This window comes from Halorubrum alkaliphilum (assembly GCF_017873815.1).
GTDB lineage: Archaea > Halobacteriota > Halobacteria > Halobacteriales > Haloferacaceae > Halorubrum > Halorubrum alkaliphilum.
In genome coordinates this window covers 1-19162 of the sequence record NZ_JAGGKQ010000009.1, presented here as the reverse complement: position 1 = coordinate 19162, position 19162 = coordinate 1, and the positions used below count along the sequence as shown (strand labels likewise).

The 19162-nt window shown below is 62.0% G+C and carries 18 protein-coding genes; 12 read left to right on the top strand and 6 right to left on the bottom strand.

The genetic code is table 11. The features are described from left to right. The first annotated feature begins 30 nt into the window (after positions 1–30). From J2751_RS07635 to J2751_RS07615, 5 genes are all read left to right on the top strand, one after another. On the top strand, positions 31–2106 hold the full coding sequence (locus tag J2751_RS07635) for a PrkA family serine protein kinase (protein ID WP_209484784.1): 2076 nt from the start codon (positions 31–33) through the stop codon (positions 2104–2106). A 116-nt stretch (positions 2107–2222) separates the two neighbouring features. After that, positions 2223–4571 carry a kinase anchor protein gene (locus J2751_RS07630; RefSeq protein WP_209484782.1) on the top strand — a complete coding sequence of 783 codons (2349 nt, stop codon included), beginning with the start codon at positions 2223–2225 and terminating at the stop codon, positions 4569–4571. After that, a complete protein-coding gene (locus J2751_RS07625; RefSeq protein WP_209484780.1) occupies positions 4571–5899 on the top strand; it encodes a DUF444 family protein in 1329 nt (442 codons plus the stop codon). The genes J2751_RS07630 and J2751_RS07625 overlap by 1 nt, the downstream gene beginning before the upstream one ends. Further along, a complete protein-coding gene (locus J2751_RS07620) occupies positions 5896–7935 on the top strand; it encodes a SpoVR family protein (RefSeq protein ID WP_209484778.1) in 2040 nt (679 codons plus the stop codon). Before J2751_RS07625 ends, J2751_RS07620 begins: the two co-directional genes overlap by 4 nt. Before the next feature lie 78 nt (positions 7936–8013). Further along, positions 8014–8763: a hypothetical protein gene (locus J2751_RS07615; protein WP_209484776.1), complete on the top strand. Its 750-nt coding sequence runs from the start codon at positions 8014–8016 to the stop codon at positions 8761–8763. Positions 8764–8786: 23 nt separating this feature from the next. Here J2751_RS07615 and J2751_RS07610 read toward each other — a convergent pair whose 3' ends face one another. Both J2751_RS07610 and J2751_RS07605 read right to left on the bottom strand, forming a co-directional pair. Next, positions 8787–9458: an alpha/beta hydrolase gene (locus tag J2751_RS07610; protein WP_209484774.1), complete on the bottom strand. Its 672-nt coding sequence runs from the start codon at positions 9456–9458 to the stop codon at positions 8787–8789. Next, the gene (locus tag J2751_RS07605; RefSeq protein ID WP_209484772.1) at positions 9455–10069 is read right to left on the bottom strand and encodes a VOC family protein; all 615 of its coding nucleotides are present in this window, start codon (positions 10067–10069) and stop codon (positions 9455–9457) included. Before J2751_RS07605 ends, J2751_RS07610 begins: the two co-directional genes overlap by 4 nt. A 118-nt stretch (positions 10070–10187) precedes the next feature. On the opposite strand from J2751_RS07605, the gene J2751_RS07600 reads away from it, so the two are divergent. Together J2751_RS07600 and J2751_RS07595 are read left to right on the top strand one after the other, a co-directional pair. Next, positions 10188–10760 (top strand): metal-dependent hydrolase, encoded by a 573-nt coding sequence (locus tag J2751_RS07600; RefSeq protein ID WP_209484770.1) that lies wholly within the window; start codon positions 10188–10190, stop codon positions 10758–10760. Positions 10761–10846: 86 nt separating this feature from the next. Further along, positions 10847–11008, top strand: a complete 162-nt coding sequence (locus J2751_RS07595; RefSeq protein ID WP_209484768.1) for a hypothetical protein — start codon at positions 10847–10849, stop codon at positions 11006–11008. Positions 11009–11063: 55 nt separating this feature from the next. Here J2751_RS07595 and J2751_RS07590 read toward each other — a convergent pair whose 3' ends face one another. From J2751_RS07590 to J2751_RS15775, 4 genes are all read right to left on the bottom strand, one after another. Then, positions 11064–11273: a hypothetical protein gene (locus J2751_RS07590; RefSeq protein WP_209484766.1), complete on the bottom strand. Its 210-nt coding sequence runs from the start codon at positions 11271–11273 to the stop codon at positions 11064–11066. Between the two features lie 57 nt (positions 11274–11330). Continuing rightward, positions 11331–12164, bottom strand: coding sequence for a hypothetical protein (locus tag J2751_RS07585; RefSeq protein ID WP_209484764.1), 834 nt, complete (start codon positions 12162–12164; stop codon positions 11331–11333). Positions 12165–12401: 237 nt separating this feature from the next. After that, a complete protein-coding gene (locus J2751_RS07580; protein WP_209484762.1) occupies positions 12402–13367 on the bottom strand; it encodes a PD-(D/E)XK nuclease family protein in 966 nt (321 codons plus the stop codon). A 48-nt stretch (positions 13368–13415) separates the two neighbouring features. Continuing rightward, entirely contained in the window at positions 13416–14372 is a 957-nt protein-coding gene (locus tag J2751_RS15775; protein WP_321168646.1) for a hypothetical protein, read from the bottom strand. Between J2751_RS15775 and J2751_RS07570 the strand changes: the two genes are divergently transcribed. From J2751_RS07570 to J2751_RS07550, 5 genes are read left to right on the top strand one after another with little or no spacing between them, the layout of a single operon-like run. Then, positions 14313–16595, top strand: a complete 2283-nt coding sequence (locus tag J2751_RS07570; RefSeq protein ID WP_321168644.1) for a DEAD/DEAH box helicase — start codon at positions 14313–14315, stop codon at positions 16593–16595. The genes J2751_RS15775 and J2751_RS07570 overlap by 60 nt on opposite strands. After that, complete coding sequence (locus tag J2751_RS07565; protein WP_209484758.1) at positions 16592–17392, top strand: SWIM zinc finger family protein; 801 nt, start codon at positions 16592–16594, stop codon at positions 17390–17392. The genes J2751_RS07570 and J2751_RS07565 overlap by 4 nt, the downstream gene beginning before the upstream one ends. A 58-nt stretch (positions 17393–17450) precedes the next feature. Next, complete coding sequence (locus tag J2751_RS07560) at positions 17451–18092, top strand: hypothetical protein (protein ID WP_209484756.1); 642 nt, start codon at positions 17451–17453, stop codon at positions 18090–18092. Continuing rightward, positions 18089–18868: a hypothetical protein gene (locus J2751_RS07555; protein WP_209484754.1), complete on the top strand. Its 780-nt coding sequence runs from the start codon at positions 18089–18091 to the stop codon at positions 18866–18868. The genes J2751_RS07560 and J2751_RS07555 overlap by 4 nt, the downstream gene beginning before the upstream one ends. Continuing rightward, positions 18865–19110: a calcium-binding protein gene (locus J2751_RS07550; RefSeq protein WP_209484752.1), complete on the top strand. Its 246-nt coding sequence runs from the start codon at positions 18865–18867 to the stop codon at positions 19108–19110. Before J2751_RS07555 ends, J2751_RS07550 begins: the two co-directional genes overlap by 4 nt. The last annotated feature ends 52 nt before the right edge of the window (positions 19111–19162 follow it).

The following is a 19162-nucleotide window of genomic DNA, read 5'->3' as shown; positions in this document are numbered from 1 at the left end:
CAGTCGGCGCCGTCTCCGAGAAGTCAACACATGTCAGAAAGACAAACTCTCGAACGAATAAGCGAGGCGTACCGGACGTCCGTGCCGGACGACCTCCGGGAGTCCCGGTCGTTCGACTGGTACCTCGAAACGCTATACGACGACCCTGCCATCGCCCGCAACGCCCACCAGCGTGTCGCCGACATGTTCGACCACTACGGGACCCGCTACGACGAAGAGGCGGGCGTCGTGGAATACGCGCTCGCGGCCGATGACCCGCTCCACGACGGAGCGAACGTCTTCTACGGACGCGAGATCCACGAAGCGATCCACGAGTTCGTTAATAAGGTGAAATCCGGCGCACGAGGACTCGGACCTGAAAAGCGGATCAAACTCCTCTTGGGGCCTGTCGGCTCCGGAAAATCGCACTTCGACTGGCTCACTCGGCGTTACTTCGAGGCGTACACCCGCGAGGACGCCGGCCGGATGTACACGTTCCGGTGGGTCGACCTCTGTTCGGTGATCGACGACCAAGACCCCGGCGACGACACGGTTCGGTCACCGATGAACCAGGATCCGCTGGTGTTGCTTCCGAAAGAACAGCGGGCGGGAGTCATCGACGAGCTCAACGAGCGGCTCGACGCCTCCTACACGCTCCGAAACGACCAACATCCCGACCCGGCCTCGGAGTTCTACCTAAACGAGCTGTTGGCCCACTACGACGACGACCTTCAGGCGGTGTTGGAGAACCACGTCGAAGTGATCCGCCTCGTCGCGAGCGAAAACCGCCGAGAGTGTATCGAGACCTTCGAGCCGAAAGACAAGAAGAATCAGGACGAAACGGAGCTCACCGGCGACGTGAACTACGCGAAGCTCGCGGTGTACGGCGAGTCGGACCCGCGTGCGTTCGACTACGCCGGCGCGTTCTGTAACGCGAACCGGGGACTGTTCTCCGGCGAGGAGCTGCTCAAGCTCCAGCGGGAGTTCCTCTACGACTTCCTCCACGCCTCACAGGAGTCGACGATCAAGCCGAAAAACAACCCGCGGATCGATATCGACCAAGTGATCGTCGGCCGGACAAACATGCCGGAGTACCGCGAGAAGACCGGCGACGAAAAGATGGAAGCGTTCAACGACCGCACCAAGCGGATCGATTATCCGTACGTGTTGGAGTACGAGAGCGAAGCGGAGATCTACCGAAAGATGCTCGACAACGCGGACGTGCCGAACGTCGACGTCGAGCCACACACCCTGAACATGGCCGGGCTCTTCGGCGTGTTGACCCGGCTGGAGGAGCCCACCGACGAGACGGTGACCCTGTTAGAGAAGGCGAAGGTGTACAACGGCGAGCTGGAAGACGAGGAGATCGATCGCCGAAAGCTGCGGGAGGACGCCGCCGAGTCCGCCGATATCGGCGAGGGAATGGACGGAGTTTCCGCCCGATTCATCGGCGACGAGATCGCGGAGGCGATCATGGACGCGACACACCGTGACCGCTCGTATCTCTCGCCGTTATCCGTCTTCGACCACTTCGAGGCAAACCTCGGCGGACACGGATCGATCGCGGCCGAGGATCTCAACCGCTACGAACGACTCCTCGACACAGTGCGCGAGGAGTACCGCGAGCGCGCGATCGAGGACGTGAGACACGCCTTGGCGTACGATGTCGACGAGCTTCGTCGACAGGGAGAAAAGTACATGGACCACGTGATGGCGTACATTGACGACGCAACCGTCGACGACGAACTCACGGGACGAGAGACCGAGCCCGACGAGACGTTCCTCCGTGCGGTCGAAGAGCAACTCGACGTGCCGTCGGATCGGAAAGACGACTTCCGTCAAGAGGTGTCCAACTGGGTCTCCAGACGGGCGCGTGAGGGACGCGATTTCGACCCGCAGGATAACGACCGGCTTCGACGGGCGCTGGAGCGGAAACTGTGGGAAGACAAGAAACACAACATCAACTTCTCCGCGCTGGTCTCGGCGACGGACCTCGACGACGAGGAGCGGAGCGCGTGGGTCGACGCGCTCGTCGAGCGCGGCTACTCCGAGGACGGAGCCGCCGAGGTGCTCGAATACGCGGGCGCAGCGGTCGCCCGCTCCGAGATGGCCGATGACGGTGACTGACCGATGAGCGATACGAGACGACGGGCAGCCGGCGAGGTTCGGCAGGTGATCGACGCGACACGGCAGGCGTCCGGCATGGTTCGAGAGGTGATCGGCGCAAAGGAGGTGACCGGCGAATGAACGACGAGGATCCGGGCGGAGAGACGTTCCGTCGGCGGGCGGACGAAACGCTCAGGGAGGCGTACGATCCGCCGATGAGCCTCGACGCGTACGTCGACCACGTCCTAGAGAACCCGACTGCCGCCGCCTCCGGCGCTCGATACGTCCTCGCAGCCATCGAGTCGCAGGGAACGCGCACGGTGAGCGAGCGGGGAGAACAGCTCGACCGCTACCGGTTCTTCGACGACCCGTTCAACGACGGGGAACACGCCGTGCTCGGCAACACCGCAGCGTTGAACGCGTTCGTCGACGACCTCCGAGCGGCGGCCGCGGGACGCGGAAACACCGAAAAGATCACCTGGATAGATGGACCGACCGCAACCGGGAAGTCCGAGTTCAAGCGGTGTCTGGTGAACGGACTCCGAGAGTTCTCGAAGACATCCCCCGGTCGCCGCTACACCGTGGAGTGGAACGTCACCGGGACGAACGAGTCCGCGCGGTCGCTGTCGTACGGAACCGGCGGCGACGCCGCGGCGTGGTACCGCAGCCCCGTCCAGAGCCATCCGCTGTCGGTGTTCCCGGCCGATGTTCGAGAGTCCATCGCCGACGCGGTCTCCGCGGAGGCGACGTACCCGATCGCTGCGGATATCGAGCTCGATCCGTTCAGCCGTGAGGCGTACGACCACCTGGAGTCGAAGTACCGCGAGGAGGGACGACACGACCTCTTCTCTGCGGTTACCGACCGTGATCACCTGCGTGTGACGAGCTACGTCGTCGATGTCGGGCAGGGGATCGGTGTGCTTCACGCCGAGGACGACGGGACTGCCAAAGAGCGGCTCGTCGGGTCGTGGATGGGCGGAATGTTGCGTGAGCTCGAATCGCGGGGTCGGAAGAACCCGCAGGCGTTCAGCTACGACGGCGTCCTCTCACAGGGGAACGGCGTCGCGACGATCGTCGAGGACGCGAGCCAGCACGCGGATCTCCTCCGACGGCTCCTCAACGTGCCAGACGAGAATCGGGTCAAATTGGACAAGGGGATCGGGATGGATCTCGACACGCAGCTCATCATCGTGTCAAACCCGGACCTCGACGCCGAGCTCGATCGGCACGCAGAGAAGGAGGGATCTGACCCATTAAAAGCGCTCAAGCGTCGGCTCACGCGCCACGAGTTCCGGTACCTCACCGACCGCGGACTCGAGGCTGCGCTCCTCCGTCGGGAGATCGGCGACCGGAACAACGTGCGCGGGATAGGTGGTGAGTCGAGCGAACACGACGGTGGACGGGCGGCGTTGACGACGACTGTACGTGATGACGACGGCAACGTGAGACGCCGCGAACTCGCACCACACGCGATCGGTGTAGCAGCGCTGTACGCGGTCGTAAGCCGGCTTGAGGCGGACGATCTTCCGGCCTCGCTTGACCTCGTGGAGACCGCACGGCTGTACGAGGACGGCGAGCTTCGGCGCAACGACGAGGTACTAACGACTGACGATGTCGAATTCGGCGACAACGACGGGCGAACCGGGATTCCAGTCACCTACACCCGAGACGTTATCGCCGACCTGCTGAGTAGTGGGAGCGACAGGAGTCACCCGGAACTCGCCGTTGAAGATGTCGTTACCGCGGAGGACGTGTTGGAGGGAATGCGTGACGGGCTGGCCGACGCTCCGGTGTTCTCGCACGCGGAGGTCGTCGAGTTCGAGAGCCGGTACACCCCCGTCGTCGAGCGACTTCGGGAGCTTCAGCGAGCCGATGTCGTCGACGCCGCGCTGGCTGCCGAAACCGTGCCGGCGGACACGGTCGCCGAGTACGTCGAGCACGTGTACGCGTGGGATGCGGACGAGCCGGTCGAGACGGATCGGGGTGGGGAGGCCCCTGACGCACTCGTGATGAAGGTGTTCGAGACGGAGACGCTCGGGCGGTTCGACGACGCTGACTACCGAGGGACCGAGCCGACCCCGGCGGTTGCCGAGTTTCGACGAGAGCAGGTGATCCGCGCGCTCACCAGATACGCGTGGCGGAACCGCGGCGACGAGTTCAGCGTCGACGATGTCGACCTCGGCGAGATTCCCGAGCTGAAAGCGGTGCTGGAGGCGAACGACCTTGCGGATCTGAAACGACGGTTCCCGGAGCTCGACCCGGCCGAGTGGGCCGACCCGCCGGCAAACACCGAAACCGAGCGAGTGAAATCGGCGACCATCGAGCGACTGACCGAGGACGGATACAGCCGGGCGTCCGCGGAGCTGACGAGCCGTGCCGTGATGCGAGACGTTCGGGAGGAGTGGGCCGCGCTGTCCGACGACGGTGAGTCAGACGATGAGACGTATCGTGGATCACCGACGACGCTCGACGGGGGTGGCGGCTAATGGGACTTCCGGAGGACCGCGAACGGTTCCACGAGGTGGGCGAGGCCCGCCGTGAGGACCTCGCGGAGTTCATCAGTCACGGTGACCTCGGCGGGTCGGCCCCTGATCGAGTTCGGATCCCGATCAAGCTGGTCGACCTACCGTCGTTCGAGTACGACCGCCGGGAGATGGGCGGCGTCGGACAGGGAGAGAGCGGCCAACCACAGCCGGGGCAGCCAGTCGATCCGGAGCCGGGTGACGACGACGCCGAGGGTGAGCCCGGTGAGGAAGGCGGTGACCACGAGTACTACGAGATGGATCCCGAGGAGTTCGCCCGCGAACTCGACGAGGAACTCGGGCTCGACCTCGAACCAAAAGGGAAACGCGTCGTCGAGGAGACAGAAGGCGATTTCACTGACACCGCTCGCGCCGGGCCGAAGGGGTCGCTCGATGTCGACGAGTTCTTCAAACGCGGCCTGAAGCGTCACCTCGCGACGGATTTCGATGGATCCTACGTCGAGGAAGGGTTGTTCGTCGACGGTGCTGGGGTTGATGCGGTGTTCGAGTGGGCACGTGAGTCGAGTGTTCCCGTGTCGCGTGCGTGGATCGCCGACGCGGCAGCGACGATAGCAGCCGAACACGGCGACCCGGTCGAGGCGCTCGATCGCTGGGAGTCGTTCGAAGAACTCGAAGCGAACGTCGAGCGCGAGACGGTTAGCCAGCGCATTCGACGGGACGGCCTCGACAGCGTTCCGTTCCGTCGGGAAGACGAACGGTTCCGCCATCCGGAGGTCATCGAAAAACGCGAGCGCAACGTTGTTGTCGTGAACGTCCGCGACGCGTCTGGGTCGATGCGAGAGACGAAACGCGAACTCGTCGAGCGGGTGTTCACGCCGATGGACTGGTATCTCACCGGGAAGTACGACGCCGCCGAGTTCCGATACGTCGTTCACGACGCCGAGGCCTGGGAGGTCGACCGCGAGGAGTTCTTCGGGATCCAGTCCGGCGGCGGAACCCGCATTTCCAGCGCGTACGACCTCGTCGAGGAGATTCTCGAAGAGTACCCGTACAGCGAGTGGAACCGGTACGTGTTCGCCGCCGGCGACTCGGAGAACGCCGGCAGCGACACCCAACAGAACGTGATTCCACGGATAGAGTCGATCGACGCGAACCTCCACGCCTACGTCGAGACCCAGCCCGGGGGAACGACGCGGAACGCCCGCCACGCCGACGAAATTGAGGAGGCGCTGGGAGATCGCGGTAACGTGGCCGTGGCCCGCGTCGGCGGCCCGGAGGACGTGACGGATGCGATATACGAGATACTCGATACGGAGGGGAACGACGAATGAGAGACGACAGACTCGAAGCGAAACGGGAGGCGGAAACGCTCGACGAGCCGGCCACCGAGGCGAGGGCACTCGCCGAACGCCTCGGACTCGACCCGTACCCGGTGCGATACTGGGTGGTCGGCCACGACGAGATGAACGAACTCATCGCATACGGCGGGTTTCAGCGTCGATACCCGCACTGGCGGTGGGGGATGAACTACGAGCGGCAACGGAAGAAGGACCGGCACGGACTCGGAAAAGCGTTCGAGATCGTCAACAACGATGACCCAAGCCACGCGTTTTTACAGGAGTCGAACACCGAAGCCGACCAGAAAGCTGTCATCACCCACGTCGAGGCACACGCCGATTTCTTCGCGAACAACGACTGGTTCGGACTGTACGCCGACCGCGGCGCGGACGGTCCAAACGCGGCCGCACGGCTTGAGCGGAACGCCGACCGGTTGGCGGCGATCGGGCGACGGGCCGATGTCGACCGCGACGAGGTCGAACGGCTGATCGACGCGGTGAGCGCACTAGAGGATACGATCGACCAACACAGCCCGGTGGACGCCGCCCGAGGTCCGGCCAAGACGGAACGGGACGACGACCTCGATAAACCGGCGGCGGAGCTGGAAGCCCAGATCGAGGAGCTCGACCTCTCAGATGCGGTCAGACGCGACGTGTTCGACGACGAATGGCTCGAAGCGCAGGAAGACGGCGTCGAGCCCGAGGAGCCGCGACCGGACGTGCTCGCGTTCCTGCGGGACCACGGGAAGCGATACGACCCGGACACGGGGAAGGCCGTCGACCGTGAGCCGTGGGAGACAACCGTCATCGACGCGATCCGCGAGGAGGCGTACTACTTCGCGGGCCAGAAGGTGACGAAGGTGATGAACGAGGGATGGGCGACGTACTGGGAATCCGTGATGATGGGCGGCGAGGGGTTCGCCGGCCCCGACGAGTTCCTCACGTACGCCGACCACATGTCTCGGGTGCTTGGCTCACCCGGCCTCAACCCGTACAAGCTCGGCTTCGAGCTGTGGACACACGTTGAGCTTCAGGCGGCCCGTCGCGACGTGATCGACAAGCTGCTGCGTGTCGAGGGGGTGACACCGAAGAACTTCCACTCCGAGATCGATCTCGACGAGGTGCTGACGGCGCTGGAACCAGATCCGGCGATCGCTGGTGCGGGCCCAGCAACCCTCGATGAACTGGCCGAGTTGGCCGCCGCAGGCGACCCGCGAGTCGACGCCGAAACGGTCGACCGGGCCCTGTCCGCTCGCGACGGTGACCCCGAGACTGCTCCCGACATCGAGCAGTACCCGTGGAAACTACTCACGTACGAGGGACTCGCGGAGCGCCACTACGCGCTCTCACGGCCGGAACACCGGAGCGCGCTCCGAAACGTGTCGCGATCGACGGTAGCAGAGCAGGCACGGTACATGTTCGACGTTGACCGGTACGCGAGTGTCGAGGCAGCGCTCGAAGCCGTCGACCGGACCGCCGGATGGGAGCGGATGTACGAGGTGCGCGAGAGCCACAACGATGTCACGTTTATTGACGAGTTCCTCACCGATGAGTTCGTGCGGAACCGGAACTACTTCACCTACGAGTACAGCCACGCAGGCGAGGAGTTCCGTGTCGGAAGCGTCGACGCGGACGACGTAAAACGGAAGCTGCTCCTCCAGTTCACCAACTTCGGGAAGCCGACGATCACCGTACTCGACGGCAACTTCAAGAACCGGGGCGAGCTGCTTCTCGGTCATCAGTACAACGGAGTCGCGCTGGACGAGGCGCAGGCGAAGGCTACCCTCAAGCGCGTGTTCGAACTGTGGGGTCGGCCAGTTAACCTAGCGACGATCCGTACGGAGTACACCGAACAGGAAATCAAACGCGCACAGCGTCGGGACCGCGAGCCCGACGGAACGGAGGTCGGCGTCCGACTCCAGTACGACGGCGGCGACGTGACGGAACACGACCTCGACCCGGATATCAAGGCGCGGATTGCCGCCGAGGAGGTCGATTACGATACGAAGCCCGACGAGTGGCTGGCGTGAGACGAATGGGACGCAGGACGAAGACGCATCCCAGCCAGTCGGTGTTGGACTTATATCATTGAGGCACTACCTACCAACATGGTCGGCGTCGGAGACCGGGTGGATACACACGACGGTGAGCAACCCCCGGTCCGAAGCGTCGAACGAGATGAGGAGACTAGAACCCGTGAAACGGAGGTGCCGCTCGCGTTTCCCGAGCGAGACCCCGATTCGCTTAGCGACACCACGGAGCTGTATCTGATGCGGCGGCACGCTGCGGACGACGGGAGTGTAACGGTACAGGTGCTCAGTTGGGAGCGCGACGATGACATCGTTCGCGTCGAGTACAGTCTGCCGACGGGAGCGAGGCAACGCGATCGGTATCGGTGGCCAACGCCCGGTCGATACGAGGAGAGCGACTTCATCGGTCTCGTACGTCGCCTCGGCTACGCGCCCGGGGCCGCGGAGCACATTGCTGGGGAGTTCGCCCGGGCACGACACGAGAACGGTCGCTGGCGGATCGTGACCGGACGCGAGACGTGGGGAGGAAGAGCGCCACGAACGGAGGAGACCGGGGGGCCATCCGATGCGACAGCAACCGACTCAGTGCGTCTGACAAGTCGATTCGCGCCGTCGTTCATGCCGGCGGTTCGCGCCCGTCTGGAGGATATCGATCCGATGGACCTTGGAACGGTGTCGGTACTGCTCGTCTTCCTTTCGGTCGTCCTGCCGGCGGCAGCAGCGGTCGTAGCCGGGGGACTCACCGCGACAATCGCAGCGCTCGGAGCGCTACTGTTCGGCGGAGCGGTCGTCAGCCTGTGGCTATCGATCGTTATCGCGGCCACGTGAGCGAAACGTCGTTGTGGACGCCGCTATGACAAGTCCGCGATCATCGCCGACACGTACTCCGTCTCGTCCTCGTTGATCCCGTGACCCATCCCCTCGTAGAGTCGGGTCTCGACAGCAGCGCCGAGCGCCTCAAGCACCGCTTCGGTCTCGTGGACGCGCTCCTTCGGAATATGGGGATCGACATCGCTACAGCCGAGAAACGCCGGGGTCCCGGCGAGCGGGTCGACGTCGTCTCCGACATAGTCGTCGACGACGACGCTGTCACCGATCACGCCGCCGCTCAGCGCGGCGAGCCCGCCGTATCGGCGGGGGGTCCGAGCGACGAACTCACTCGCGAGACACGCACCCTGTGAGAACCCGGCCACGGCGACGCTTTCGGCGTCGATTCCGGCGTCAACAGCCGTTTCGACCGCGTTTCCGACCGCCTCCAGCCCCGAGCTCCGGCCGGGTTCGTTCTCGGCGACCGGCGAGAGAAACGAGTTCGGATACCAGGTGTTCCCGGCAGCCTGTGGGGCGAGCAGGGCGACGTCGTCGCCGGCGACCTCCTCGCCGAACCCGAGGATGCTACGGGCGGTCGCGCCACGTCCGTGGACGAGGACGAGCGCCGCTGCCGCCTCGTCGACCGTTGCTCCGCCCGTGACGAGCGGCTGGTCACCGTGCGGGTCGTCGCCGCTGTGGGGGGTTCGACGGCTCATACGCCGACCCCCGAGTCCGCGTCGGGAAGGTCGTACTTGTTGACCGGAAGCCCGAGCTCTTCCAAGGCTGCCTCCATGTGTCGATCCTGTGCGAAGTCCGCGCCGTCCTCCTCCCGGAGCCGCTGGGCGGTCGCAAACACCTCGCCCTTGCGGTCGTCGGGAATCTCGTACTTGTCCGAGGAGAGTTCGATGACGAGCCCGTTGTTGTCCTGTGTGTAAATGGAGTGGAATATCCCTCGGTCGAACACGTTGTACCCCTTGCCGGCGTCCTCAAGCGCGCGCATGATGTCCTCGTACTCGTCGGGATCGACGCTGAAACAGAGGTGGTGGACGGCCCCCGTTCCGGCTCGCTGACCGCGTGCCGACGGGCGATCGTCGCTCACGAAGAACGTCAGGATCCGGCCGTCGCCGGTGTCGAAGAAGAGGTGCGTCTGTGAGGGGTCGTCCAAGTTCGGCTGCCGAAGGACGAGCGGCATCCCGAGCAGATCGCGATAGAACGCGATGGTGTCCTCCTCGTTGCTTCCCCAAACCGTGACGTGGTCGGTTCCGGTAGTGTGAAACGGTGCGTCAGGTTTCTCCGGCGTCACTGGTGCCGCGTCCTCGTTGCTCATACGTAGAGATAGGACCGTACCCGGATAAATCCGGGAGAGACCGGGAGGTGATCGGCTGACATCCGTGTTATCGGCCCGGAGCGCGTCGTTTATGATCCGCGAGCCCGTTCGAACGCCCATGATGCTCCCGACACACGTGCTGGTCGGGATGTCGCTCGCGACCCCCGTCGCACTCGCGGTCCCCGGGGTCGCCCCCGCGGTCATCGCCGGCGCGGTCGTCGGCAGCATCGCCCCCGACCTCGACGTCGTCGCTCACCATCGACGGACCCTCCACTTTCCCACCGGCTACGCCGTGGCCGCGATCCCGGCTACCGGCGTCGCGGTCGTTTCCCCGACGTCAACGCTCGTCGGCATCGCGGCAGGCGTCGTCGCCGCCGCGGTACACTGTCGAATGGACGTTTACGGCGGAAGTCACGAGCTTCGCCCGTGGGAACGGAACACCGACCACGCCGTGTATGACCACGTCCGCGGGGATTGGCAGCCGGCGAAACGATGGATTCGATACGACGGATCCGGATCCGATCTCCTCGTCTCGCTTGTCGCAGCGATACCACCCGCGTTGCTTCTCTCCGGATCCGCCCGTACGGTCGTTATCGGCGCGCTCGCCATTGCGCTCCTATACACCGCGTTCAGACGCCGAATACCGGATCTCGTCGACGCGATGAGCGATCGGATCGGTCACGGATCGTGACGGCTCTCCCCAGAGCGCGGACCCGTCGGAACGACGGGAACGGCCATACCGAACAGGGTTTATTCGCGCGCCCATACGGGACGCGTATGGAGTTCCTGCTTCACGCCGGACACGAACACCCGGCAACGCTATGGATCGCCGTTTCAGCCGTCATCTCATTCGTTCTCGGCATCGGAGTCGGCGCGTTCGGAACCGGACGCCGCAGTGCGGAAGGGGACGATCACGTCGGCGAGTCCGACGGAGAGTAGACGGAAAGGTCCTTCTTCTGATACGTGGACCGGTAGACCGCCGGAATCCCGGTGGCTACTCGTCCGTCCAGACATCGGGCGCGACTCCGAGCGATCGGACGACGGTCGGATACCCGAACGCGATGACCGCCACGACGATGAGCGACTGCCAGAGCTCCAGCGGACCAACGATACTCTCAATGAGCGTAAACGACACGAACAGGACGACGAGTATCACCGCCCAGTGTGGTGCCAACTGGCGCAGTCTCCCCACGGTCGAGGTCATGCCACCAATAACGACAGCGAACGGTAGTGAGTATCGATCGAAATCGAAGCTATCCGCTCAGTAGCGCGACGGCATGAACGCCATCCCGACGAGGACCATCGCGGACAACACACTGATTATCACCACGCGCCACAGCCCATCACCGTACTGATCGAACTGCTCTATTTGAGCGATCTGTGCGTCGTAACTGTCGATGTCGGTCGAGAGCGTGAGCGTCGAGGCGTCGGGGAAATGAGCCATGAACTCGGTATCACCGATCGTGACCATGGATTCCTGTTCGACCCCTATCGTTAGCGTCTCCGGACCCATCCAGACGACAGTGACCTCGTCGGACGTGACCGAATCCACGGTGACCGTCACGTCGTTGTACGCGAGTTCGTCACCCACGTCGTACGAGCGCTCCTCGGGTGCAGGGAAGTACTCATCCGGGCTCACGAGCCGCGTGTCACCGTCCTCATCGGTGACGACGACGAACTCCTCGCCGTCACGGTCGACCGTTTCGTTATCGGCATTCGGATCCTCCGCCAAGAGCGCCTCGAAGTCCTGCTCCTCGACGAGCGCGAACGAGTCCGCATCATCGATCCGAACGTTCCACTCGCGGTCGTCGACCTCGACGATCGACCCGTTCGCCCACGTCTCGGACTGTTCGGCCGTCCGTTCACGCTCGATCTGACCGGTTATTATCTCCCCGAGTTCGTCGTCCTCCTCAACAGTGATGGCGGTGAGCGTATATTCGTCCCCCTCGACCGTGAACGAGTCACCCTCGGACAGCTCGTGGTCCGGGTTATCGAACGCGACCTCCGGAGACTCGCCCGTCACCACGAGAACACCGGCTACGCTCGCGACGAGCAGGAAGAGCGCGACGTATACGGCTACAGCGCGTCGTTGCATGGTTCGTCTGTGGTTCAGGCCCCGTATAACGGTTACTAACGAGTAGTGCGCAGTCGATTCCAGCCGTCGATCCGGCTCGGAACGCGTTCAGGCGATCGGAAACGGTAATTAAAGCCAAGGGCCAGCTAATAGGCGGTGTTTTATATATTAGAACTACTAACTCGAAGTTAATATTTTAGATTAGACCTATCTCAGCCCCTAAAACGACGTTCTACAAGATCCTATGCTCGCTTATCCCTACATTTGTGTTCCCGTACTGAAACTAGTGAGGTCGTCGATGCGTTCTTCGAGGGCCACAATCTCTTGGCGGAGCTCGTCGGACTCCGGGTCGCCACTGGCCGCAAGCCGGTCCTTCAATCCCTGTAGTCTCGATTCTTTGACATCCTCGTCTACTTCCGCTTTCCGGACGTATTCGCTCTCGTCGACCTCGTAGACGTCCGTTTCCGAGATTCCCGTCACTTCCAGTGCCTCGTCTACCTTCTTCGAGTCGATGCTCGTGACACGCTCGCGGTCGATCCCTGCGTCTTCCAGTGTGGCCAGTACGTCTTCTTCGTCTTTCAACGAGCGGTTGCGACGCGATGTCCGCTGAACCGAGCCGTACTGCCCGTGGACTGGCTGATCGTGGTGGAGGCGATCGAGTAACACGTCGGCGATGTCCTGACGGAGGTCGTTCGCGTTCCGCTGGACGTCCGAGCAAAGCGTGTAGAGGTTCACCAGTGCCTCCGTCTCCAATGCTGTGAGGTCAGAGATGTCCTGCCGTTCTAGCGCATCGATGAGAAGAAGCGCATCGGAGTATACATCGACCCCATCGGGTTCGACACGGTCGTTTTCGGCAGACGCTGACTCGTCACTCAGAAGTTGCGTATCGGTCCCATCCTCTTTTTCGACGGCGACGACCTGTTCTTCGTCTATCTCGAACCGCGGATGTAGGCTCAGTACTGCCGGATACGCGCGGGCATCGGGCGGGAGCCGGTCGATTTCGAATACACCGTTCGAGTCCCGGATTCGGCGGTAGAGGGTCTCGAACTGCTCGCGCTTGAGCGGGCGACGCTCTCCCGTGTCGTCGAACGTAACGACGACGCGGTGTTCCTGTACGTCCGTAACGCGGAACGTATCGTGTGAGAGCGGTGTGATGAATTCGGCATCGTCGGGCAACTCGTCAAGTTCCTCGAGCAACGTGTGCCAACTGGCGCTGAACGGCATAGAAACGGGTACGGCCGCTTGACTGAAAACGTTCAAGACCGTCGGCGTTCAGTTCTCGAAGAGATCACTGAACGGACGTATATCACTGATATCGATGACGAGTGGATCGTTGGCGCAGTCAGCCGCCTGATCGCCGGGAGCCGTCGGGACTGTCCCGTCGAACTGCTCGGCAGCGGTCACTACCTCGGGCGCTAGGTCGGCAGTAACGTACGGAATCTCGATCAGTTCGGTTTCGGTCGCCGCAGCGACTGAATCCAACGACTCGTATTCCTCGTGCAAATTGCTGATTCCTTGCTGCCCGAGGCCGTGGATATCCGAGAGCGCCATCCAGAAGTGGCGGCGGTGGTCCATCTCACGTTCGACCCGTGGCATAGCACGTTCCAGCCAATCACGAGCGTCCACAGCAGCCTCAGCCAGGTCCTCGTCGAACGCTGCGTTGACTCCAAACGCATCTCGTTCGGCTACGTACTTGATCGATAGCTGGCGCGCGCCGTCCATCGGCCGGTCGATACTGGGGTCGTAGCCGGCGAGATACGTGAAGATGACTGCGTTCGATGTTGGTGCCGAGTCAGGTTTCGATCCTGTGAGTGTCTTGAATAGCGCACTCTCCAGCGGGTCGTCAGATCGGAACGACCCAGATAACGGTTCGAGAAGGCCACGAACCCATCCCGAGGGAAGATCCAGGGCGAGAAACGGGTCAAGTTCGTCTACGTGCGAAATCGGAGCAGCCATTGCGCTCACCAGATTGTTGTCCGAACAGTTAGATAAGAAGTTCGCTCGCCGAGGGCGACGAATCGAGGACCGTATCTCTATATGCGCGCACGCAGTATTAATGGGGAAGTGAACGAGTTCATCGAGCGGGTACAGCAGCGCGATTATTACCGCGATCAGATCCAGTTCCAGCGGGAGATTCCCGCTCGCAGCCCCGTTACTCGGTCCTGTGAGATGGAGCCCCAACTTGCGGACTACCTCATAGACCGGGGTATCGACGAACTCTACGAACACCAGACCGATGCAATCGAAGCGGTTCGCGACGGGCAGAACGCCGTACTCGCGACGCCGACAGCGAGCGGGAAGAGCCTCGCGTACACGATTCTCGCTATTGAGCGTGCTCACCACCACGACGGACGGACGCTGTATATCGGTCCACAGGTCGCGTTGATCAACGACCAGGAGTCGACGCTGTCCGAGTTCGCTGTACCGTTCGACGATATCTCTGTGAGCCAGTATACAGGCTCCCTCGATTCAGACGAGCGTCAGCAGGCACGTGACGAAGACCCAGACATCGTCTTGACGACGCCGGATATGCTCCACTGTGGGCTGCTCAGTCACGCGAGCGACATCTGGCGAGCGTTCTTCGAGTCACTGGACCTCGTGGTCGTCGACGAAGTCCATGAGTACCGCGGTGTCTTCGGCAGTCACGTCGGTCTCGTCTGCCGCCGGCTGTCGCGGATCTGTGACCGTCTCGGTACCGACCCGCAGTTCGTGTGCTGTTCTGCAACGATTGGAAACCCACGGAAACACGCGGCGACGATTACCGGGCAATCAACCGACTCGTTCGTCCTTGTCGATCAAGAGGCCAGTGAAACCGGTCCCACTCACTGGCTCTTCTGGCAACCACCGGAATATGACGAGAGTGATTCACCGGTCGGTGCGGGGCAGCGCCGCTCCCACCACGGCGAAACCATGCGGCTGTTCGTCGATCTCGTGATGCGAGGCTATCAGACAGTAGTGTTCACGCGCGCGAGGCAGACGGCAGAGCGGTACGCCACCATCAGCAGCGACACGCTCGCAGAGCGCGGGAAGGCTGACATCGCCCAGAGCGTGACTGCGTACCACGCGGGACTGCGTGACGACCGGCGGGGGACGATCGAGACTACCCTACACTCCGGTGACTGTGCTGGTGTCTGGAGTACGAGCGCGCTGGAACTCGGCGTCGATATCGGAGCCCTTGACGCCGTACTGTTAGACGGGTATCCCGGGACACAGATGGCGACGTTCCAGCGCGCGGGTCGCGCCGGTCGCGGGACCGACCCGAGCCTCGTCGCACTCATCGCAAGCGAAGACCAACTCGACCAGTACGTGATCAAGCATCCCCGGGAGCTGTTCGATCAGACGCCGGAACGTGCCGTCGCCAACCCTTCGAACTCGCACCTCTTGCGACTACACACGCATGCCGCGGCCATCGAACAACCGCTCCGAACCACCGACGAGACGTATTTCGGTCCGGCGTTCCCCGACCTCGTCAGTACGCTCACGGACGAGGACAAACTGGCCCGACGGCAGACATCACAGGGACTCGAATGGCGACGGACCGCTAGCGGACGGACAGTGAACCCGTACGAACAGGGGCTCCGAACTATCACAGAGCGCACCGTTACCCTACAGGTTAGAGGGGGAACTACTGACGAACTCGGGGAGTTGCCGCTCAACGCGGCACTGCGAGACGTACATCCTGGTGCTATCTACCATCATCAGGGACAGAACTACGAAGTCCAGTCGCTCGATCTAGACCGCGACGTGGCGTGGCTCGCCGAAACAGACAGCGACTACCAGACCCGCGTCCAGTACGAGGAGTCAATGACGATCGGGAGAGATATCGATACTAAACCACTAGCGACGCGAGATGATGTTACTGTTCACTTCGCGGACGTGACCCGGAGAAAACGGGTCACCGGCTTCCAGCGGCGCGACCACAGAACTGGTAAGATCTTGAGCGAGGAGTCCCTCGACCTGCCCGAGACGACGCTCTCGACCCGTGCACTGTACGTGACGCTTCCACCGGGACTCAAACGCCTGATGCAGACGATGTCCGGATCTTTCGAGGGTGGTCTCCACGCCGTACAGCACGCGCTCGTCGCCACGTTCCCACTCGTCATCCTCTGTGACCGGCGCGATGTCGGGAGTGTCTCGACAGCTGAACACCCACAGACCGAAACGAGCGCGCTGTTCATCTACGACAGTTACCGCGGTGGTGTCGGACTGGCCCGCAACGGATACGAACACGTCGAGAAACTCTTTCAGCACACGTGGGAACTGCTCGCTGATTGTGGATGTTCCAACGGTTGTCCGGCATGTATTCAGTCACCGCACTGCGGCCGGGCGAACGAACCGCTCGACAAGCAACTCGCGGCGACGATCACAATGGCGCTGGCCGATCCGAGCCGGCAGACTACCGATTCGGCACCAGAATCAAATTCTACGACCGCGTCGGAAGATGGTACATGAATGTCGATAGGGATACCGTCCGGAATCGAAGCACCGATGCGGTGTTCGAGCGCGGGGTGAACTACCGTGACGAGGGACGCATTCAGCAACTGGATCGATTCGACGATCTTGTGACTGCGAGCGTCAGTGGATCGAAGTTGTACGACGTGACGATCGAGTTCGGCCCACGGAGCGTCGACACACAGTGTACCTGTCCGTACGAGGAGAGCGGCGACTGTAAGCACGTCGTCGCGGTACTACTTGACATCGCCGCCGGTCCGCCACAAGACGAGAGCGGTCGCGTCGGACCAGTTTTGGACAACGTATCGGCCGACGATCTGCGAGGATTCGTCCGTGACGCTCTCGCCGAACACCCTGAGTTGCGCGAGCAGTTTCTCGCACGCTTTGGCGACGACCACGCATCGGTCGAGGAGTATCGAGAGGAAATCGCGCAACTGTTCGAGCAACATGCTGACCCGGTCGTGTTCGAAGCCATCGATTTCTCCCGGTTTTTCCAGATCGCCGAGCAGTACCGTGACCGCGACCGGTATCTGGCTGCTGCGACCGTCTACCGAGCGGTGTTCGAAGAGATCGACAAGAAGTACAACTGGATCGACGGTGCTCACAACCACTACGCGAAGACTATCCAGACCGCACTCAACGGATACGCCGACTGTATCTTGGCGACCGATCCGACTTCCAAGGAGTTCGACACGTACGCTGGCGTGCTGGAGAAGCGAGCGACGACGGAGCCTCGAATCAACGACGAGCAGTTCTGGCGCGCACTCGACGATCTGGAGGAGCGATACGAATCGTAACGCCGTCGAACTCTCGACACCCGAAAGCCTTGATACCGGCATGCCATACTGTCTCGTCATGAGCGACGTAGACCAATACAAGACCTATCGGGAGATCGGAACACAACTGAACAGCGACATCCTCGAAGCGTACTCTGACCGCGAGTTGATCGTAGAAACCGCATCGGAACTGGACGTCGAATTCGACGGACCGAACCTAGCCTACGAATTCGAGTCCCAGATGCCGGCCCACTTCGAGTTCGCGCTGTACGACTACCGCCGAGACGGGACCACCGCCGCGGAACGCTACCTCGAAGCGGAGCGCTGGGAGAACGAAACCGAACGGGACATTCTCGAATCCACCATCGACGCTGACCCCTCGCTGTTCGAGGTCGAATCCGTCAGCGAGTCAGGACCCCGTCTGACGGTAACCGACTTGCTGAACGACGGAGAAGAACGCACGCTGTTAGATATCAATCTCAGCCGAACCGCAGAGCCGGGGGTCGTACTGTTTTTCAGACCCGTTCGCTATGGCGAGGTTACGACGACCTCAGGCGTCTCGTTTCCGTTCCCCAGCGAGGAGAAGATCAACCTTCTTGAGGAGTACGACCGTCGAGTAGACCCGAACGAGGGGAAAGCGGTGTCCCGGCAGCGGTTCGTCACGTTCCACGACCTGTATCGTGACCATGGCATCTACATCCAGTACCGTGATCAGCAATGAGCGAGCCAACAGACCGATTCGCGATCGAGATCGGAACCGGAACAGTAGTACATATCATCGATATGGATGCTGATCAAGGTGAGAGAAACTCTCGTTCCTCGTTCGGTATCGGTGGTCCTGGGGAGATGATGTGTAGCCGCGGTAACCGGCATCCGCGCCCACAACATGTCCCAGTATCGGAGTTTCTCGCCGGCCTCGATATCGACAAAGATGGCTTCGAGGGTGATGCGCCCGACGAAATCTGCTCGTATTGCTGGTCGAACACTCGGGGCGCTGTCGGGACCGAGCGGGACCAAACTGGCGACAATATATCTGAGCGGATAGGAACCGTCGGCTATCGACTCCGATGGAAGCAGAAAGGCCGTGCACGAGACGAGTGGTACGATATCGTCGTCGGACCGGAAACAACGATGGCGGAACTGGATAGACTCGTGTGTCGGTTCAGTACGCTCGATGATTTCCATCTCCGGATGTACGGGCTCGAAGACGAATACTTGGATTCCAGTCTCAACGTGATTCCCGACCACCAGTACGAGAAAGCAGGCGACCGGTCGTACACCAGAGCAAGTGAGATGACGATTGCAGATGTCGCCGAGCGTGCGACACTCTGGGATGACGACAGACTCAGCATGATCTATGATTTCGGCACGCCGTCGCACTACTACTGTATCGTCAAAGAGGTCTACGAGCCTGCGGAGGTTGATGAAGTTCTTGAGCGTGATGACGTGATTACATCGACTGATACGGCCGCGATTGTCCGGGAGAAGCGGCCATGACCGAGAAAACGGATGAAGAGCGAAACAAACGCATTCGGAGAGAGGTACTCACAGATGCCTATAATGCGCACGAGATGGCTATTAGCTGGTGCTACCACCTCGAACGTCAGATGTCTTTCCCCTTCCAAGCGCGGTGTATAGAGGAGCGGACGATCTCCCCACTGCGAGCGGACGAAGCGGTACCGGTCGTTGGAATGACCGTACGTGTTTACCCCGAGGTCTCGACAGCCGGCACAGCGTGAGCCCGTGAGATAACCTCATTATTGCTGACGACTCGACGAAGTTCTTCGTATG